Annotated in this window: 20 protein-coding genes and 3 other annotated features (1 of these 23 only partly in view); of the genes, 11 read left to right on the top strand and 9 right to left on the bottom strand. The window is 68.5% G+C overall.

The genetic code is table 11. The features are described from left to right. Positions 1-245: 245 nt before the first annotated feature. A complete protein-coding gene (locus BOX37_RS25755; RefSeq protein WP_071929884.1) occupies positions 246-1,058 on the top strand; it encodes a hypothetical protein in 813 nt (270 codons plus the stop codon). Here BOX37_RS25755 and BOX37_RS25750 read toward each other — a convergent pair. From BOX37_RS25750 to BOX37_RS25725, 6 genes are all read right to left on the bottom strand, one after another. Then, positions 1,055-2,416, bottom strand: a complete 1,362-nt coding sequence (locus BOX37_RS25750; RefSeq protein ID WP_240505048.1) for a glycosyltransferase 87 family protein — start codon at positions 2,414-2,416, stop codon at positions 1,055-1,057. The two genes, BOX37_RS25755 and BOX37_RS25750, sit on opposite strands and share 4 nt — an antisense overlap. A gap of 161 nt (positions 2,417-2,577) precedes the next feature. Next, complete coding sequence (locus BOX37_RS25745) at positions 2,578-3,282, bottom strand: hypothetical protein (RefSeq protein ID WP_071929883.1); 705 nt, start codon at positions 3,280-3,282, stop codon at positions 2,578-2,580. Between the two features lie 93 nt (positions 3,283-3,375). Continuing rightward, positions 3,376-5,418, bottom strand: coding sequence for an ATP-dependent DNA helicase (locus BOX37_RS25740; RefSeq protein ID WP_071929882.1), 2,043 nt, complete (start codon positions 5,416-5,418; stop codon positions 3,376-3,378). 55 nt (positions 5,419-5,473) lie between these two features. Continuing rightward, complete coding sequence (locus BOX37_RS25735) at positions 5,474-6,010, bottom strand: DMP19 family protein (RefSeq protein WP_071929881.1); 537 nt, start codon at positions 6,008-6,010, stop codon at positions 5,474-5,476. A gap of 112 nt (positions 6,011-6,122) precedes the next feature. Next, a complete protein-coding gene (locus BOX37_RS25730; protein WP_071929880.1) occupies positions 6,123-6,674 on the bottom strand; it encodes an isochorismatase family protein in 552 nt (183 codons plus the stop codon). Between the two features lie 61 nt (positions 6,675-6,735). Beyond that, the gene (locus tag BOX37_RS25725) at positions 6,736-8,049 is read right to left on the bottom strand and encodes a nicotinate phosphoribosyltransferase (RefSeq protein ID WP_156910542.1); all 1,314 of its coding nucleotides are present in this window, start codon (positions 8,047-8,049) and stop codon (positions 6,736-6,738) included. A 61-nt stretch (positions 8,050-8,110) separates the two neighbouring features. Between BOX37_RS25725 and clpS the strand changes: the two genes are divergently transcribed. The 10 genes from clpS (at position 8,111) to rdgB (ending at position 15,291) form a co-directional block, all read left to right on the top strand. Further along, positions 8,111-8,461 carry an ATP-dependent Clp protease adapter ClpS gene (gene clpS / locus BOX37_RS25720; protein ID WP_071929878.1) on the top strand — a complete coding sequence of 117 codons (351 nt, stop codon included), beginning with the start codon at positions 8,111-8,113 and terminating at the stop codon, positions 8,459-8,461. A 21-nt stretch (positions 8,462-8,482) separates the two neighbouring features. Further along, entirely contained in the window at positions 8,483-9,052 is a 570-nt protein-coding gene (gene aosR / locus BOX37_RS25715) for an oxidative stress transcriptional regulator AosR (RefSeq protein WP_071929877.1), read from the top strand. A gap of 33 nt (positions 9,053-9,085) precedes the next feature. Further along, entirely contained in the window at positions 9,086-10,144 is a 1,059-nt protein-coding gene (locus BOX37_RS25710; RefSeq protein ID WP_071929876.1) for a P1 family peptidase, read from the top strand. A gap of 248 nt (positions 10,145-10,392) precedes the next feature. Continuing rightward, a complete protein-coding gene (locus BOX37_RS25705; RefSeq protein WP_071929875.1) occupies positions 10,393-10,812 on the top strand; it encodes a M67 family metallopeptidase in 420 nt (139 codons plus the stop codon). A gap of 36 nt (positions 10,813-10,848) precedes the next feature. Then, entirely contained in the window at positions 10,849-11,124 is a 276-nt protein-coding gene (locus BOX37_RS25700) for a MoaD/ThiS family protein (RefSeq protein WP_071929874.1), read from the top strand. A 4-nt stretch (positions 11,125-11,128) separates the two neighbouring features. Continuing rightward, entirely contained in the window at positions 11,129-12,091 is a 963-nt protein-coding gene (locus BOX37_RS25695) for a PLP-dependent cysteine synthase family protein (protein ID WP_071929873.1), read from the top strand. 68 nt (positions 12,092-12,159) lie between these two features. Next, positions 12,160-12,867: a rhomboid family intramembrane serine protease gene (locus BOX37_RS25690; RefSeq protein ID WP_084760109.1), complete on the top strand. Its 708-nt coding sequence runs from the start codon at positions 12,160-12,162 to the stop codon at positions 12,865-12,867. 69 nt (positions 12,868-12,936) lie between these two features. Further along, positions 12,937-13,701, top strand: a complete 765-nt coding sequence (locus BOX37_RS25685; protein ID WP_071929872.1) for a cyclic nucleotide-degrading phosphodiesterase — start codon at positions 12,937-12,939, stop codon at positions 13,699-13,701. 213 nt (positions 13,702-13,914) lie between these two features. Next, entirely contained in the window at positions 13,915-14,679 is a 765-nt protein-coding gene (gene rph / locus BOX37_RS25680; protein WP_071929871.1) for a ribonuclease PH, read from the top strand. Between the two features lie 3 nt (positions 14,680-14,682). Then, positions 14,683-15,291: an RdgB/HAM1 family non-canonical purine NTP pyrophosphatase gene (gene rdgB, locus BOX37_RS25675; RefSeq protein WP_071929870.1), complete on the top strand. Its 609-nt coding sequence runs from the start codon at positions 14,683-14,685 to the stop codon at positions 15,289-15,291. A 26-nt stretch (positions 15,292-15,317) separates the two neighbouring features. On the opposite strand, the gene BOX37_RS25670 is transcribed toward rdgB, so the two are convergent. From BOX37_RS25670 to BOX37_RS25660, 3 genes are read right to left on the bottom strand one after another with little or no spacing between them, the layout of a single operon-like run. Next, positions 15,318-15,686, bottom strand: coding sequence for a DUF3817 domain-containing protein (locus BOX37_RS25670; RefSeq protein WP_071929869.1), 369 nt, complete (start codon positions 15,684-15,686; stop codon positions 15,318-15,320). Next, positions 15,683-16,111 (bottom strand): transcriptional regulator, encoded by a 429-nt coding sequence (locus BOX37_RS25665; RefSeq protein ID WP_071929868.1) that lies wholly within the window; start codon positions 16,109-16,111, stop codon positions 15,683-15,685. The genes BOX37_RS25670 and BOX37_RS25665 overlap by 4 nt, the downstream gene beginning before the upstream one ends. A 51-nt stretch (positions 16,112-16,162) precedes the next feature. Further along, the gene (locus BOX37_RS25660; protein ID WP_071929867.1) at positions 16,163-17,038 is read right to left on the bottom strand and encodes an oxidoreductase; all 876 of its coding nucleotides are present in this window, start codon (positions 17,036-17,038) and stop codon (positions 16,163-16,165) included. A 68-nt stretch (positions 17,039-17,106) separates the two neighbouring features. Beyond that, positions 17,107-17,574: a sequence feature (23S ribosomal RNA rRNA prediction is too short), on the top strand. An 11-nt stretch (positions 17,575-17,585) separates the two neighbouring features. Further along, positions 17,586-18,441 (top strand) — a sequence feature (23S ribosomal RNA rRNA prediction is too short). 2 nt (positions 18,442-18,443) lie between these two features. Further along, positions 18,444-18,786: a sequence feature (23S ribosomal RNA rRNA prediction is too short), on the top strand; it runs 525 nt beyond the window's last position.

Below are 18,786 nucleotides of genomic sequence, written 5' to 3'. Positions count from 1 at the left end.
GGTGGCGGGTTCGGAGTTCGCGGTCTCGTTGGTCGGGGACCGTGGTTTGCCTCTTCGTGCGCGTACGCACCGGTGCCTGATCGGCGGGACGGGCGCGAACCGTCGGTTGCGTCGGCGGACCGTCCTCGAGGTGGGCGTGCGGGGCCGAGTTGTGTCGGTCCGTGTCGGCGACAGCGGATATTCTCTGCGGCGGGTGCGAGCTGTATGGCACGCATCGTCGGTGCGCATCGAAGAGGAGAGCTGCGATGAAGGCTTATGACCTGGGGTTCGGGGATTCGGCGGACAAGCTGGGTGAGACGCCCGGCGGGGAACCGCTGACGCTCGAGGCGCCGGTGCGTTCCGGGTGGATCGGAAGCGAAGGTCCGGCCATCGATCCGGCGAGCTGGCCGCGCGGGCCGGTCACCGGGTTGCCGATGATGCACGCGCTGACCCTGCGGCTGCCGGTGGACTTTCAACGGCGCGGGCCGGAGTTTCCCGCGATCGCGTTCTTTCAGGGTGAGGGGCAGTTCGCCGACGCCGACGAGCCGGTCGTCGCCGATGCCGCGTCGGCGGATCCGGTCGCCCGCGACCTGGTTGCCACCCGGCCGCACGCGCAGCTGCGGCTTCTGCACGACGAGATCGGCGGTGTCTTCGCGCTGATCTGGTTGACCGAGCGGGAGTTCGCGGGCGGGCCGGTGGCACCGCCTGCCGATGTCCGGTTGCCGGGCTCGCCCGCCGCCAGCGACGAGGGCTGCAATGCCTGGGACGACGTGCATCCGACCGTGGGCGTCTGGCTCGCCGAACGGGTCGCCGATCCGAATGTCGGGATCGCGCCGGTCGAATACGAGCCGAACACCCGCTACCAGGACCCGCTCACCGACGATTCCGGCTGGAATCCCTGGGCCGAACCGCTGTTCGGCCGCTCGCACCTCGGTGGCACCGCGTTCCCGGTGCAGGCGTTGCCGGAGGGGCTCACGCCGTACTACCTGGAGATCGAGGAGGTCTCCGGGATGAACTTCGGCGGCGGCAATGCCCAGCTCGATCTGGAGTCGGGTGTGTTCGACTGGTCCTGCGGTTAATCCACCCTCGCTGGGCGGTCGTCGCCCGGATGCGCTCGGTCGGCGACTCCGCCCCGGCGATGGGGGACCACAAGGGGTTCGGTGAACCGCGAATCCGCCTCGGCGGCAGGGGGAACGGCGATGACCGGCTCGGTCGGGGCGGGTTGGCGGCGGGGTGCGCCGGAGCGGATCAGGATCGCGATGCCGACCAGGGTGGCCAGGTAGAGGACCACGTAGATGTTGATCAGCACGTCCGACAGCGGCCACCGCGGTGGCAGCAGGAAGGTGCCGACGCTGATCCAGGTGGGGGCGTAGGTATAAGTCCAGCCGCCGATGGCCAGGTACAGCGCCGCGGCGGCGAACCACCAGCGGTGCTGGAGCTGGGCCCGGTGGATCAGGTAGACCAGCAGCGGAACGAACCAGACCCAGTGGTGGCCCCAGGAATACGGGGACACCGCGCACGCGGTCAGGCCGCCGAGCGTGACCGAGAGCAAGGGTTCGTCGCGGCGCACCAGGACCGCGGCCAGCCACAGCGCGACCAGCGTGAGCGAGATCGCGATCAGCAGCCACAGCCAGAGGGGCGCCGGGCCGTGGGCGAGATGGGCGATGGCGCCGCGCAGTGACTGATTGGCCGGATGGACGTCGGGGGCGATGCGGCCGGACTGGAAGAACGTCGAGGTCCAGTACTGGTAGGAGTCGCGCGGCAGGATCAGGCCGGTCAGGCCGATCGTGGCGACGAAGGTGAGCGCGGCGGTGCAGGCCGCGCGCCACCGCCGCTGGGCCAGATATTGGGCGATGAAGTAGAGCGGGGTGAGCTTGATACCCGCGGCGACGCCGACGCCGAGACCACGCAGGCGACTGTTCTCGGCACGCGAGAAGTCCCACAGCACCACCAGCATCAGTACCAGATTGATCTGGCCGTAGTAGAGGGTGGTGCGCACCGGCTCGGCGAAGGTGCACGCCAGTGTGAGCAGGGCGCTCGCCGCGACCGTCGCCGGGGCCACCCGGTAGCCGAGCATCCGCCAGCTCAGGACGACGCAGCCGAACAGCACGAGGAGATTGATCACCATCCACGTGGTGGTGACGTGCGCCCACGGAATCAGCATCAGCGGCAGGAACGCCAGCGCCGAGAACGGTGTGTAGGTGTAGAGCAGGTCGTAGTGCGTCGGCTCCAGATACAGCGCTCGATCGTGGAGCACCCGCCAGCCGCCGTCGCGGTAGATGTGCACGTCGAGGCCACCGGCGAAGATGCCACCGTCGATCATCCAGGGATCCATGGTGGTGAACAGCAGGGTCACGCCGAAGACGGCGGTACCGAAGAGCAGCAGGAGGGTCACGGTCGGGCGCGGCAGGCTCGCGCGTCGAGATTTCTCCGCCACGGTCGTCCTACCGACCGGCTCGCATCGTGTGCACGCCTAAGAACCTACAACTCGACCGCCACGGCGCCCGGCGCGGCTCGCCTTTGGTAGGCGAACCCTATGAGAGCGGGTCCGCCTGGCCGCGTACCGATCTGGCCGGACCGGTACGCGGTGTGGTGTTCTCAGGCTGCGGCGTGCAGCGTCAGCATGGTGTCGGCACCATGGTGGAACTCATAGCCGGTCCGGCACAGCGAGGTCTCGATGCCCTTGTCGTGCAGTTCGGTGCGCAGATGATCGACCAGGTCGTCCAGGGGTGCGCCGGTGTAGTCGAGCAGCGGGTAGACCCGTGCCTCGACCGTGCTCACTCGCGACAGCTCCACCAGGGCGGCCAGGTGGAAGTCGGCGTCGAGGCGATCGGCGTAGCTGAACAGCAGGTGCGAGCTCAACGCCAGATCGAACGCGTCGTCGGGGCAGGGTAGCGAGGGCAGGGCGCCCGCGAGGTAGCGATGCGGTGTGGTGCGGACGTCGTCGGCGAAACGGGCGGCCGCGCCCCGGCGGATCGCGGCGTGCTCGGCGGTGCCGCCGTACCAATCCCAGCGGTAGCGCTCGGCGTGCTTGTGGGCCCAGGCCACGGCGCGTTCGGTTTCGGGCGTCGCCCTGGCGGCCAGCTCTTCGGGGGCGGCAGCGTAGATCGGGTCGATCGCGGTCACCTCGGCGCCCAGTGCGCTGGCCTCGGCCGCGAAACTCGCTGCGCCGCCAGGGCAGTCGAGAATTTTCCGGCCGGTCAGATCTTCGTCGGACAGATGGAACATCGCGCGGTACTCGGCCAAAGATCTTGCGCTGACCAGATATTCGTCGAGTACCTCGCCATCGGCGTGGTGCGTCATCAACAAACGTTCTCACGAGATGCGTTCGCCCGGTAGTCAATTCACCGGTGTGGTCACCCCGATTGCAGGACTCGGCAGGCGCGGTCGCAGCGTTCAGGCCGAGGCGGTGAGCCTGCGCAACGCCTTGGCGACCACTTCGGGATCGGTGGTCTCCCAGTACGGTGGCAGTGAGGCGCGCAGGTAGCTGCCGTACCTGGCGGTGGCGATCCGGGAATCGAGGATGGCGACCACGCCGCGGTCCTCGACGCTGCGCAACAGCCTGCCGGTGCCCTGTGCCAGCAGCAGCGCGGCGTGATTGGCGGCCACGGTCATGAAGCCGTTGCCGCCGCGCGACTCCACCGCGCGCTGGCGGGCGGTGAGCAGCGGGTCGTCGGGGCGCGGGAACGGAATGCGGTCCAGGATCACCAGACTCAGTGAGGGGCCCGGCACGTCGACGCCTTGCCAGAGGGTGAGCGTGCCGAACAGCGAGGTGGCCGGATCGTCGGCGAACTTGCGCACCAGCGCGCCCATCGAATCGTCGCCCTGGCACAGCACGGGGGTGTCGAGGCGTTCGCGCAGCGCCTCGGTCGCGGCCTTGGCGGCGCGCATGGAGGAGAACAGGCCGAGGGTGCGGCCACCCGCGGCGGTGATCAGCTGTTCGATCTCGTCGAGGTAGGTGGGGGAGAGGCCGTCACGGCCGGGCGCGGGCAGGTGCTTGGCGACGTAGAGGATGCCGGACTTCGCGTGGTCGAACGGGGAACCGACATCGAGCGAACTCCAGCGCACCGATTCCAGGTCGGTGGGGGCGGTGGCGCCGTTGGCCAGCATCGGGTCGACCTTGCCGCCGGACTGCGAGGGCAGACCCCAGGTGATGGCCAGGCCGTCGAAGGATCCGCCGATCTGCAGGGTCGCCGAGGTGAGCACCACCGTCGCGGTGCCGAACAGCCTGCTACGCAACAGCCCACCCACCGACAGCGGCGCCATCCGCAGGGTGCGGCGGGCGACGCCGCGCAGTTCGTCGGCCGAGAGCCAGATGACATCGCGGCGCGCGGCCGGGTCGGCCTCTTCGAAGGCGGTGAGCGCGCGGACCGCGGCGTCGTGCACGTCGTCGAGCGCGGCGACGGCCATCGTGCGGGCGGCGGCGTTGTCGGGATCGTCCTGGGTCTTCACGGTGCCCTGCGGCGCGATCGCGGTACGCGCGTTCCACGCGGCATCGCGGACCAGCGCGAGGACAGGTGCGATGCCGTCGGGCAGGCGGTCCCAGCGGGCGGGCGGCAGATCCTCGAGGGCTTGGTGGAACGCCTCGGCGGCGCCTTCGAGCCGGTCGACCTCGCGTTCGTCGATGAGCTTGGTGCACCGGCGGGCCGCGGCGGTGATAGCCGGTGCGGCCAGTTCGGCGGTGGCGACGCCGGTGACCCGGTCGACCAATTCGTGCGCCTCGTCGATCACCACCACGTCGTGTTCGGGCAGGATCTGGATGCCGCTGATCGCGTCGATGGCCAGCAGCGCGTGATTGGTGACCACCACATCGGCCTGCGCGGACTCCGCGCGCGCCTTCTCGGCGAAGCAGTCCTGGCCGAACTGGCAGCGGCTCTTGCCGAGGCATTCGCGCGAGGACACGCTGACCTGCCGCCAGGCGCGGTCGGTCACGCCCGGCGCGAGCTCGTCGCGGTCGCCGGTCTCGGTGTCGGAGGCCCACTCGTTGAGGCGCTGGACCTCGCGGCCGAGCCGGGAGATGGCGAACGCGTCGAACAGTTCGGCCTCGCCGGTGTCCTCCGGGATGACGCTGTTGATCTTGTTCAGGCACAGATAGTTGTTGCGGCCCTTGAGGATCGCGAACTGCGCGGTGCGGCCCAGTGGCTTGCTCAGCGCCTCGGACAGGCGCGGCAGATCGCGATCGACGAGCTGACGTTGCAGGGCGATCGTCGCGGTGGAGACCACCACCGTGCGCCCGGTGCGCACCGCGTGCCGCAGGCTCGGGACCAGATAGGCCAGCGACTTCCCGGTGCCGGTGCCCGCCTGGACCGCCAGATGCTCCTTGGTGTCGATCGCGTGATCGACGGCGCTCGCCATGGTGGTCTGGCCGGTGCGTTCCGTGCCGCCGAGGGCATGCACGGCGGTGGCGAGCAGGTCGGCGACGGGGGGAAGTTCGGGCACGCAGGCAGCTTATCCGTCAGCTGAGACAAGTTCGGCCGAGCGGCGGCGCGCCCGCTCAGGACTCGCGGACGAAGTCGTCGATGTGGTCGCGGATGTAGGCGAGGACTCTTTCCTCGAAGTCATCCGGTTCGTTGATGTCGTAGATCTCGTCGGGGTCGTCGGCGCGGGCGCCGGTAGGGCGGCGGATCTGGTCGGGGTTGGCGATGACGTGGTGTTCGTCGTCGAAGAATCGGTCGAGGTCGTCGTCGGGGGAACTCGCGGAGGCGTCGCGGGCGGCGAGGACGGCGGCCGCGGCCAGCCGGGGCATGCCCGCGGCGCGCAGACCTCTGGTGGCCCACGGGAGTTCGCTGCGGCGGGTGGCCAGGTAGCTGCTGAATCCGGTGTCCAGCACCGTGCTGTGCAGGCTCGACAGGGCAAGCAGGTGGGTGAAGGCGGGCGGGAGCTGAGTGAAGGCGCCGATGCCCTGGCGCTGGAGGTCGTCGGCGGCGGCGTTGGACCAGAAGACGATGTCGGCGGCGTCGTGGATGTTGTCGACCTCGGCGAGGGCCTTGATCAGGGCGGGTCGGGCCTGTGCCGGGAATCGATAGTCCATGGGGTGAGTATCGACGGGGGTGGAGATTCGGTGTCGAGGGGGCTGGGCGTGCGGGAGGTGGCCGCCCTCCGTGGTGTCAGGTGGCCGGTTGCTCGGTGGGTGGCGAGCTTGGTCAGTGCAAGTGGACGCCTGATTCGCGGAGAGTGGCCAGTGCTGTCCGGGTGGTCTCGGGGGAAACGCCTGCGGTGAGGTCGAGCAGGACGTGAGTGTCGAAGCCGGCGGCGGTGGCGTCGAGGGCGGTGGCGCGGACGCAGTGGTCGGTGGCGATGCCGACGACGTCGACGGTGTCGATGTCGCGGGCGCGCAGCCAGGTGGTGAGGGTGGTGCCGTCGGGGGCGGCGCCTTCGAAACCGGAGTAGGCGGCGGTGTACTCGCCCTTGGCGAAGGTCTCGTGGATGGCGGTGGTGTCGAGGTTGGGGTGGAACTCGGCGCCAGGGGTGCCGACGCGGCAGTGTGGCGGCCAGGTGTCGACGTAGTCGGGGGTGTCGGAGAAGTGGGCGCCGGGGTCGATGTGCCAGTCCCGGGTGGCGACCACCGCGTCGTAGTCCGCGCGAGCGAGGAACTCGCTGATCGCGGTCGCGACCGCGGCGCCGCCCGCGACCGCGAGCGAACCGCCCTCGCAGAAGTCGTTCTGTACATCCACGATCACCAACGCGCGTGCCATCTGGTTCCTCCCGTTGCTCGGTCCTCATTCTCCGCCGCCGACGCCGCGACGGCCACTCGCTTCAGCCGAGGAAGGTCGTCGCGATGGCGGGTTCGCCCGCCGACAGCTTCAAGCCCTCCCACGGCAGGCTGACCAACCCGCGCGCGACCAGTTCCCGGCTCTGCGCCAGCGACGCGACCCCGTCGACCACCGTGCCGCCGCGAACCAGCGGCACCTGCAGTTCGCGCACCTGGAACCCGTCGGTGGCCGGTGTCTGCCCCCCGGCGGGGTAGACGATCTCCTCGACGATCGTGCCCGTGGCCCTGGCCAGCCGGATCGCCTTCTTGGTCCCGCCGCGCGACTCCTTGTGGCTGCTGCGCTTGGCCACCGGGATGCCCTCGACCTCGACCAGTTTGTAGACCATGCCGGCGGTCGGCGCCCCGGATCCGGTGACCACCGAGGTGCCGACGCCGTACACGTCCACCGGTTCGGCGCGCAGGGCCGCGATCGCGTACTCGTCCAGGTCGCCGGAGACGACGATCCTGGTACCGGTGGCGCCGAGGTCGTCGAGCTGATCGCGAACCTGCCTGGCCAACACGCCGAGGTCGCCGGAGTCGATCCGCACGCCGCCCAGTTCGGGCCCGGCCACCTCGATGGCGGTGGCGACGCCCTTGGTGATGTCGAAGGTGTCGACCAGTAGCGTGGTACCGACGCCGAGGGCCTTGACCTGGCTGCGGAACGCGGCCGCCTCGTGCTCACCGTCGGCGCCGCTGTGCAGCAGGGTGAACGCGTGCGCGCTGGTGCCCGCGCCCGGCACGCCGTAGCCGCGCACGGCCTCGAGATTGGAGGTCGCGTCGAAACCGGCCAGATAGGCGGCGCGCGAACTCGACGGCGCGGCCAGTTCGTGGGTGCGCCGCGAACCCATCTCGATCATCCGCCGGCCGGCCGCCGCGCTCACCATGCGCGCGGCCGCCGAGGCGATGGCGCTGTCGTGATTGAGGATCGACAGGATCAGCGTCTCCAGCACCACGCATTCGGCGAAGCTGCCGCGCACGGTCAGGACCGGCGAGCCGGGGAAGTACAGCTCACCCTCGGCATAACCGTCGATCTCGCCGGTGAAGCGATATTCGCGCAACCAGTCGACGGTGGCCGGATCGAGGAATCTCGCCGCCACGTCCAGCTCGGCGGGGCCGAAGCGGAAATGAGCCAGCGCCTCGAGCAGCCTGCCGGTGCCCGCGACGATCCCGTAACGGCGGCCGACCGGCAACCTTCGGGCGAACACCTCGAAGGTGCATCGGCGCGCCGCCGAGCCGTCCGAGAGGGCGGCGGCCAGCATGGTCAGCTCGTACTGGTCGGTCAGCAGCGCGGTGCTGGCGAACTCGTCACGGATCTGCACACCCGAAACTGTAGTCACCGCGGGTGTTGTTTCTGTGTGGCCGCGTCGTACCCTGGGTTTTATGGCCGAGTGCAATACCGTTCGAGCCGTCGCCGACCCCGACGTCGTGAACGCCACACTGTCGGCGCCGCAGGCGACGCCGGAGGCTACCGAATACACCGAGATCCTGGAGGCCGAAGACCGGCCCTGGGTGACTGTCGTCTGGGACGATCCGGTGAACCTCATGCATTACGTCACCTACATCTTCCAGAAGCTCTTCGGCTACAGCAAAGCCAAGGCGACCGAGTTGATGCTGCAGGTGCACAACGAGGGCAAGGCCGTGGTGTCGTCGGGTTCGCGCGACAAGATGGAACAGGACGTGCGCCGACTGCACGCCGCTGGACTCTGGGCAACCATGCAGCGCGACGACTGAGCGGCTGGGTACGCTGGCGCTGTGCGCAAGTGGAGCAGGAAGAACTCACTGAGTGGCCCCAAGCTTCGATCCGAGATGGACGAGCACGAGGCCACCGTCCTGCGTTCCCTGATCGGGGCGGTCTCCGGCCTGCTCAGCGACCGTGCGGCCGAGACGCCCGAGGACGAACTGGCCGCGCTCACCGGCCTGCGCACCGGCAATTCCAGCCCGCCCGACGACCCGCAACTGCTGCGCCTGCTGCCTGATTTCCACCGTGCCGAGCCCGGTTCTCCCGATGCCAAGCGCGCCGACCTCAACAGCGCCCTGCGCAGCCTGCACGAGCCCGAGATCATCGACGCGAAGCTGGCCGCGGGCCGGGTCGTGCTCGACAGCTGCCCCGAGACCGGCGGCAAGATCGTGCTCACCCCCGAGCAGGCCGATGCCTGGCTGGCCGCGCTGACCGATGTCCGCCTGGCGCTGGGCACCCTGCTCGACATCGACGACGAGACCCCCGATCATTTCGATCCGAGCGATCCGCGCGCACCGCATCTCGACGTCTACCACTGGCTGACCTGGATGCAGGATTCGATGCTGCAGGCCCTGGCTCCCTGAGGCCCCCTGAACCGCTGATCGAAAGGCGAGACGATGCACAGCACGCCGGGGGCGGGTAACTCGATCACCGATGTCGCCGGTGTGCTGGTCGGTCATCACCAGACCCTCGATGCCGACGCCACCCTCGGCACCGGCGCCGCGACGGGCTGCACCGTGGTGCGCTTGCCCGGCGGCGCGACCGCCTCGGTCGACGTGCGCGGCGGCGGGCCCGGCACCAGGGAAACCGACCTGCTCGACCCCGCCAACACCGTCCGGCAGATCCATGCCGTGCTGCTCACCGGCGGCAGCGCCTACGGCTTGTCGGCCGCCGACGGGGTGATGCGCTGGCTGGAGGAGCACGGCGAGGGGATCCCGATGGACCCGGCCGACGCGAGCCGGGTGGTGCCGATCGTCCCCGGCGCGGTGATCTTCGATCTACCGGTCGGGGACTGGGGCATCCGGCCGGGCGCCGACTTCGGCTATCGCGCCGCCGCCGCGGCGGACACCGAGTTCGCGCGTGGCACGGCCGGTGCGGGTGTCGGTGCGCAAGCGGGTGCGCTCAAGGGCGGAATCGGCTCGGCGAGCGTGGTTCTCGGTGAAGGACCGGGCGCGGGGATCACCGTGGGCGCGCTGATCGTGGCCAATCCGGTCGGCTCGGTGGTCGATCCCCGAACCGGACTGCCGTGGGGCGTGGGTACCGACGGCCCCGAATTCTTCGGTCTGCGCGCGGCCACCCCCACCGAGCTGGCGGCCTTCACGGCGCTCCCGGGGAAGAGCACGGTGCTCAACACCACGATCGGCGTGATCGCCACCGATGCCGCTCTCGATCCGGTCGCCTGCCGTCGGCTCGCGACCACCGCGCACGACGGTCTCGCTCGCGCGATCCGTCCGGTGCACTCCCCGCTCGACGGCGACACCCTGTTCGCGGTCGCCACCGGCGCGGTCGAGGTCGCGCCGCTGCCGCTGCCCGCCGCCTTCCCGCCGGACCTCCTGCTGCTCGACCAGCTGTGTACCGCCGCCGCCGTCGTGGTCGAACGCGCCGTCGTCGACGCCGTCCGCAGCGCCACCTCGATCGCCGGAATCCCTGCCTACCGCGACCTTTTCCCGCGCTGACCCGCGCATTCGTCGCACCGATCGCCGACTCGGATCCCCGTGTCGACTCGCGCACGGTCGACGCGTCGGCATCGCTGGTGAGCGGGCGGGCGCGCTGGTGTGTCGTCTCGGCTGCCGGGCCCCGCGGCCATCGCGGTGACCGGCTCGCGGGACCGGAGTGCGCGCTCCCCGGAATACCCGAATAGGGTGGGTCGTTGTCGAGGTTGGTGCTCGACAGCGTGCGAGCAGGATGTGGAAAGGGTCGACAAGTGCTGGTGATCAGGGCCGATCTCGTTGACGCGATGGTGGCGCACGCCCGCGCCGACCACCCCGACGAGGCCTGCGGGATCATCGCCGGACCCGAGGGCAGCGACCGGCCGGAACGCTTCGTCGCCATGGTCAACGCCGAACGTTCGCCCACCTTCTACCGGTTCGATTCCGGTGAACAGCTGCGTGTGTGGCGCGCGATGGACGACGCCGACGAGGTACCGGTGGTGGTCTACCACTCGCACACCGCCACCGAGGCCTACCCCAGCCGCACCGACATCTCCTACGCCGCCGAACCGGACGCGCACTACGTGCTGATCTCCACCCGCGACCCGGACGAGCACGAGCTGCGCAGCTATCGCATCGTCGATGGTGCGGTCACCGAGGAACCGGTGCGCATCGTCGATGCCTACGACGCCTGAATTTCCACAGATCACCACCCCGACCGAGGAGTCCCCATGCCGGTAACCGTGTCCATTCCGACCATCATGCGTGGTCTCACCGGAGGCGAGAAGCGAGTCCAGAGCGAAGGCGCCACGCTGTCCGCGCTCATCGACGACCTCGAGGCCAACCATCCGGGGCTGGCCGAGCGGCTGCTCAAAGACGGCAAGCTCAACCGCTACGTCAACATCTACGTCGACGACGAGGACGTGCGCTTCTCCGGTGGTCTCGACGCCGAGGTGCCCGCCGGCGCGTCGGTCACCATCCTGCCCGCCGTGGCAGGCGGCGCGTAACACCGTGGCCCGCTACGAATCGCTGATCGCGACCCTCGGCAACACCCCGCTCGTCGGCCTGCGCACGCTGTCCCCACAGTGGGACGGCGAGGACCACGTGCGACTGTGGGCCAAGCTCGAGGACCGCAACCCGACCGGCTCGATCAAGGACCGGCCCGCGCTGCGGATGATCGAACAGGCCGAGGCCGACGGACTGCTCACCCCCGGCTGCACGATCCTGGAGCCGACCAGCGGCAACACCGGGATCTCGCTGGCCATGGCGGCCAAGCTCAAGGGCTACCGGCTGGTGTGTGTGATGCCGGAGAACACCTCGGTGGAGCGGCGTCAGCTGCTCACCATGTTCGGCGCCGAGATCATCGATTCGCCCGCCGCCGGTGGCTCGAATCAGGCTGTGGCCCTGGCCAAGCAGATCGCGGGCGAGAACCCGGACTGGGTGATGCTGTACCAGTACGGCAACCCGGCCAACGCGCTCGCGCACTACGAGACCACCGGTCCCGAACTGCTGGCCGACCTGCCCGAGATCACCCATTTCGTCGCGGGGCTCGGCACCACCGGCACCCTCATGGGCACCGGCCGGTACCTGCGCGAGAAGGTGCCCGGCATCGAGATCGTCGCGGCGGAACCGCGCTACGGCGAGCTGGTCTACGGCCTGCGCAACATCGACGAGGGCTTCATCCCCGAGCTCTACGACGAGCAGGTGCTCACCACCCGCTTCTCCGTCGGCCCCTATGACGCGGTCAAGCGGACCAGGGAACTGGTCGGCGAAGAAGGGATCTTCGCCGGGATCTCCACCGGCGCGATCCTGCACGCCGCGCTCGGCATCGCGAAGAAGGCGCACCAGGCGGGAAAACGCGCCGACATCGCCTTCGTCGTCGCCGACGGCGGCTGGAAATACCTGTCGACCGGCGCGTACGACGGCACCCTCGACGAGGCCGAGGAGAAGCTGGACGGCCAGCTCTGGGCCTGAGTCCCGGTAGCAGCCCGGCGCGGCAAGTACTCTCGATAGCGCGAGGTTCTCGCGGCTAGGAGGGTGTCATGACCGGCGGTTCGGGGCTGGGACCATCGTTCGATCCGGCACGGATCGGCAGACCAGGCGGACAGGACGTCCCCGTGCGCGGGGCCAAACAGACCTGGTTGCGGGCAGGCGCGGTGATCGTCACGTTCACCGCGCTGCTGTATCTGATCGAGGGCATCGACGCGGTGCTCTCGCGCGACCGCCCGGACTGGGCGCCCGGCGAACTGGACGCGGCGGGTATCGCGCCCAGGTCCGCCGACGGGCTCGACGGCATTCTGTGGGCGCCGTTCCTGCACGGCGGCTGGGACCATCTGTTCGCCAACACCCTGCCGCTGCTGGTGCTGGGCTTCCTGGTGCTGGCCTCGGGGATCGGCCGCGGTCTCGCGGCGACGGCGATCGTCTGGATCGTGGCGGGTGTCGGTACCTGGCTCATCGCCTCGCCGGGCAGCGTGCACATCGGCGCCTCGTCGCTGGTGTTCGGCTGGCTGACGTATCTGATCTGTCGCGGCTGGTTCGCCCGCAACGGCATCGAGATCCTGATCGGGCTGGTGATCTTGATTTTCTACGGCTCGATGCTGTGGGGAGTGCTGCCCAGCGACCCTCGAATTTCTTGGCAGGGACATCTTTTCGGGGCGGTGGGTGGAGTGCTCGCGGGCTGGGTACTCTCTGGTGATGAACGTCGACGCCGCCGTGGAGCATCGGTCGGCCGCGCACCAACAACGCGGTAGCCGGGGATCCGGTCTGGAAAATGGGGGGATCCTGCAGTGAGCACCAGCACGTCGTGGCAGCATGGGGGCATGCGCCTTACCGTCCTCGGGTGCTCGGGCAGCGTGTCCGGCCCGGACTCCCCAGCGTCGGGCTACCTGCTGACGGGCCCGGATATGCGGCCGATCGTCATCGACTTCGGGCCCGGCGTGTTCGGCGCGTTGCAGAAGCACATGAACCCCGCCGAAGTCGACATCTTCCTCACCCACCTGCACGCGGATCACTGCCTCGATCTGCCCGCTCTGCTGGTGTGGCGGCGCTACCACCCCAACCCGCCGACCGGCCACGCGCTCGTGCGCGGCCCGTCCGACGCGCCGCTGCGCATCGGCAACGCCTCCGCCGAGGTCGGCGGTGCGACCGACGACTGGTCCGACGTGATCGATGCCCAGCCGTGGGCCGAGGGCGTCGCCGTGCCGTTCGGCCCCGGCCACACCGTCGAGGCCCGGCGCATGTACCACCCGCCGGAGTCCTACGGCCTGCGGATCACCGCCGCCGACGGTCGCGTCTTCGTCTACACCGGCGACACCGCGATGTGTGATGCCGTCGTCGACCTGGCCCAGGGCGCCGATGTGCTGATGTCGGAAGCCTCGTGGACCCACGACCCCGCGAATCGCCCTCCCGGCATCCATCTTTCGGGCACCGAGGCGGGCGAGATCGCCACCCGAGCGGGCGCGAAAGAGTTGCTGCTCACCCACATCCCGCCGTGGACCTCGCGTGAGGATGTGATCGCGGAGGCGAAGGCCGCGTTCGCCGGGCCCGTGCACGCGGTGTCGCCAGGCGAAACCTTCGACCTGTAGTCGTGTTCGTTGGAGCGCTGGCGCGCTCGAGTCGCGGCCCCGAGGGGCCGCCGGTCAGCGCTCGAGACTCGCGCCTGCGGCGCATGCGCTTCGAGCGCTGACCGGTGGCCCGGCCGCGACCGGCCACTGCGTGGCCGCCGCTCCTCGGGGTCGCGGGTGCGGGGCTGGCGGTGCGGTCAGAGACTGTGGTGGCGGTCCAACTAGACTGCCCCTGTGTCGAGACGAGCCGATGGTAGGGCGGATGACGAACTCCGCGAGGTAAGGATCACCCGGGGCTTCACCGCCCATCCCGCGGGATCGGTGCTGGTCGAGTTCGGGCAGACCAGGGTGATGTGCACGGCCAGTGTCACCGAGGGGGTGCCGCCGTGGCGTCGGGATTCGGGGCTCGGCTGGTTGACCGCCGAGTACGCGATGCTGCCCGCCGCGACGCACACCCGTAGTGGCCGTGAGTCGGTGAAGGGCAAGGTCGGCGGGCGTACCCAGGAGATCAGCAGGCTGATCGGGCGTTCGCTGCGGGCCTGCATCGACCTGGCCGCCCTCGGCGAGAACACCATCGCGCTGGACTGCGATGTGCTGCAGGCCGACGGTGGCACCCGCACCGCCGCGATCACCGGCGCCTATGTCGCGCTCTCCGATGCGGTGACCTACCTGGCCGCCGCGGGCAAACTCGCTGACCCGCAGCCGATCTCGTGCATGATCGCCGCGGTGAGTGTCGGCGTGGTCGACGGCCGGGTCCGGCTGGACCTGCCCTACGAGGAGGACTCGCGCGCCGAGGTCGACATGAACGTGGTCGCCACCGACACCGGCACCCTGGTCGAGATCCAGGGCACCGGCGAGGGTGCCACTTTCCCGCGCTCCACCCTGGACAAGCTGCTGGATTCGGCGCTGGCCGGCTGCGAGCAGCTGTTCGCGGTCCAGAAGGAAGCCCTCGCGCTGCCCTATCCAGGCGTGCTGCCCGAACCGGCGGGCAGGAAGTAGGCGATGACCGCGCGTGTGCTCGTCGCCAGCCGAAATGCCAAGAAGCTGAAGGAACTGCGCCGCATCCTCGACGAGGCCGGGGTCGCCGGCATCGAATTGGTGAGCCTGAACGAGGTGCCGCCCTACGCGGAGGCGCCCGAAACCGGCGCCACCTTCGAGGAGAACGCCGTCGCCAAGGCGCGCGACGGCGCGGTCGCGACCGGATTGCCCTGTGTGGCAGACGATTCCGGGATCGAGGTGGATGCGCTCAATGGCATGCCCGGCGTGCTCTCGGCTCGCTGGGCGGGCGCCCACGGCGATGACGCCGCCAACAACGCGCTGCTGCTGGCCCAACTCGGTGACGTCCCCGACGAGCGCCGCGGCGCTCGCTTCGTCTCCACCTGCGCCCTGGTCCTGCCCGACGGCACCGCCACCGTGGTCCGTGGGGAATGGCCCGGCGTGATCGCCCGCGAACCCGCGGGCGAGGGCGGCTTCGGCTACGACCCGCTGTTCCGTCCCGACGGCGGCACCGGCAGCGCCGCCGAACTCACCCCCGCCGAGAAAGACGCCGCCTCCCACCGCGGCCGCGCCCTCACCCAGCTCATCCCAACCCTGGCCGCCCTGGGCAGCTGAGTCCGCAGCCTGCCGCGTTCTCGGCGTCAGAGGTTGTACTGCTCCTTGACGTCCTTGGCATTGCGATGCTCGACAAAGAACGACAGCAGCGGAATGGTGCCCGCGAGCAGAGTCCCCACCGTCCGGCCGATGGGCCAGCGAACCTTGACCGCGAGGTCGGCGGTGACCAGCAGATACGCGAAGTAGACCCAGCCGTGCACGACCGCGACCCAGCTCGGGGTGTCGACACCGAAGCCGTACTTCGCGATCATCTCGACGGTCAGCAGCAGCAGCCACAGGCCGGTGAACCAGGCCAGGGCACGGTAGCGCAGCAGGGCCGAGGCGATCTTGGCGGTGTCGGGCGCGGGGGCGGAGTTCTCGAGCGACGGTGCGGTGGTGTTCTCGTCGGTGGTCACCCGGCGTTCCTCTCAGGGGTCGGCAGACCGGCCGTGCGGACCTGCGCATCGATGTCGCTGGCGTGCAGGTGCGCCAGGTACTGGTTGTAGGCGGCCGTCTCCGGATCGTCGGCGGGCGCGGCCTTCGGCCGTTCCGGCAGGATGCCCGCGGGAATCTCGCGCGGCGCCTCCGCCTGGCGCTCGCGCGGGGTCGGTGGCTGCTCGGCCTCCCGTTCCAGCCGCACGAACCGCACGTAGGCGAACACCGCGAACGCGGCGAACAGCGGCCACTGCAGGGCGTAGCCGAGATTGCGGCCGGAGCCCGACATCGACTCGAACTGCTCCCACTGCCACCAGGCCAGCGCCAGGCAGCCCAGCGCGACGACGGTGACCAGCAGGATCAAAGCCGGTCGGTTGTGCGCCGGGCGCTGCGGTGATGCGGACACGCGCTCCACGGTACCCGCCTACTACACAGCGCGTAGGAGCAGGTCGCGGGGTCAGAACTGGTAGGTGATCCCGGTCATTCGCTCCGATTCCTCCCACAGCCTGCGCAGCAGTTCGGGATCGCGCGAGATCGCGCTCGACGGGCACGCCTCGACCGGGCCCTGCGACTGCATCCACCGGTTGGGACCCCAGTAGACGGTGGGATCGGCGTCCGGTTCGGTGGCGGCGAACAGGGTGGAGTGCGCGGCCTTGTGCGGCGGATGCCCGATGAGCTTGATGAATGGCTTGCTCACCCGGTCGATCGGGGTCTCGGTGCGGGCGAACAGATCGGTCGCCGAGACACCGGGGTGCACGGCGTAGGACTTCTTCGCCGAGCCCGCCTCGGTGAGCCTGCGCTGCAGTTCGCGGCCGAACATGAGGTTGGCGAGCTTGGCTTGGGCGTAGGCGAGATTGCGCTGGTAGCGGCGGTTCTCGTAGTTGAGGTCGTCGATCCACAGCTTGGGGGTCTGCTTGTGCGCGATGCTGGCCAGCGACACCACCCGGTCGCCGATCCGGTCGAGCAGCAGCGCGGTGAGCGCGAAGTGGCCGAGGTGGTTGACGCCGAACTGGGTCTCGAATCCGTCGGCGGTGCGCGAGAACGGGATGTTCATCAGGCCCGCGTTGTTGATCAGCACGTCGAAGTCGCCCTGTTGTTCGGCGAACGCGCGCACCGAGGCCAGATCGGCGAGGTCGAGCGCGGCGACTCGCACGTCGCCGGGAATGGCGTCGGCGATCGGCTGCGCCTTGGCCGCGTTGCGGCAGGCCATGATCACGGTGGCGCCCTTGCCTGCCAGCACCTTCGTGGTTTCGGCGCCGAGGCCGCCGTTGGCCCCGGTGATCACGAACGTGCGCCCGCTCTGGTCCGCGATGTCAGTTGGTTTCCATGCCATGCACCGACCTTACTCCTGAGTAAGATAGGAGGGAAGTGGGCAGCCGGGCAGTCCTGTCAGCGTACGGGCGCCGCCGGGTCCGGTCGACCACGCCGTGCGCTCACGCGTCGGCGGCGATTGCTGGATGGCCTAGGGGGCCTACAAGCTTACCGAAGTCAGCCAAACTCCGAATGCCGGTGTGTGAGAGCGTGGCAGTGAGACTGCGGGGGATAAGCTTCGTAGTCGAGAGGGAAACAGCCCAGATCGCCGGCTAAGGCCCCTAAGCGTGTACTAAGTGGAAAAGGATGTGGGGTCGCTTAGACAACCAGGAGGTTGGCTTAGAAGCAGCCACCCTTGAAAGAGTGCGTAATAGCTCACTGGTCAAGTGATCCTGCGCCGACAATGTAGCGGGGCTCAAGTACACCGCCGAAGCCGCGGCATTCACGCAATAGCCCGTCCCAGCTGTAGTGGTTGGGGCCAGGTGTGTGGATGGGTAGGGGAGCGTCCTGTGGCCGTGGAAGCAGCAGTGTGAACTAGCTGTGGAGGCCATGGGAGTGAGAATGCAGGCATGAGTAGCGAAAGACGAGTGAGAAACTCGTCCGCCGAATGACCAAGGGTTCCTGGGCCAGGTTAATCCGCCCAGGGTGAGTCGGGACCTAAGGCGAGGCCGACAGGCGTAGTCGATGGACAACGGGTTGATATTCCCGTACCCGTGTATCCGCGCCCAATGCTGAATCAGTTGTGCTAAGTATCCAAATGTTGTCTTACCGAGCCTTCGGGTGAGGGGGATGATGGCTGCATATGACCCTGACTGTAGTAGGTAAGCGATGGGGTGACGCAGGAAGGTAGCTGGGCCAGGTGATGGAATACCTGGTGTAAGCGTGTAGGGAGTGTGATAGGCAAATCCGTCACACATGTGTCCTGAGACGTGATGCGTACCCGTTGAGGGGAATTCAGTGATCCTATGCTGCCGAGAAAAGCCTCTAGCGAGCTGGTACATGGCCCGTACCCCAAACCGACACAGGTGGTCAGGTAGAGAATACTAAGGCGATCGAGAGAACTGTGGTTAAGGAACTCGGCAAAATGCCCCCGTAACTTCGGGAGAAGGGGGACCACATCTGGTGATGATCTTTACGGTCTGAGCTGGGTGGGGTCGCAGAGACCAGAGAGAAGCGACTGTTTACTAAAAACACAGGTCCGTGCGAAGTCGTAAGACGATGTATACGGACTGACGCCTGCCCGGTGCCGGAAGGTTAAGAGGACCGGTTAGCCACTTGTGGCGAAGCTGAGAATTTAAGCCCCGGTAAACGGCGGTGGTAACTATAACCATCCTAAGGTAGCGAAATTCCTTGTCGGGTAAGTTCCGACCTGCACGAATGGCGTAACGACTTCTCTGCTGTCTCAACCACAGACTCGGCGAAATTGCATTACGAGTAAAGATGCTCGTTACGCGCGGCAGGACGAAAAGACCCCGGGACCTTCACTATAGCTTGGTATTGGTGTTCGGTACGGTTTGTGTAGGATAGGTGGGAGACTGTGAAGCGGGCACGCTAGTGTTTGTGGAGTCGTCGTTGAAATACCACTCTGATCGTATTGGACTTCTAACCTCGGACCATGATCTGGTTCAGGGACAGTGCCTGGTGGGTAGTTTAACTGGGGCGGTTGCCTCCTAAAATGTAACGGAGGCGCCCAAAGGTTCCCTCAGCCTGGTTGGCAATCAGGTGTTGAGTGCAAGTGCACAAGGGAGCTTGACTGTGAGACTGACAGGT

It is taken from the genome of Nocardia mangyaensis, assembly GCF_001886715.1.
Lineage (GTDB): Bacteria > Actinomycetota > Actinomycetes > Mycobacteriales > Mycobacteriaceae > Nocardia > Nocardia mangyaensis.
Note: the sequence above shows the minus strand (reverse complement) of the source record. Positions and strands in the feature narration are given on the sequence as shown.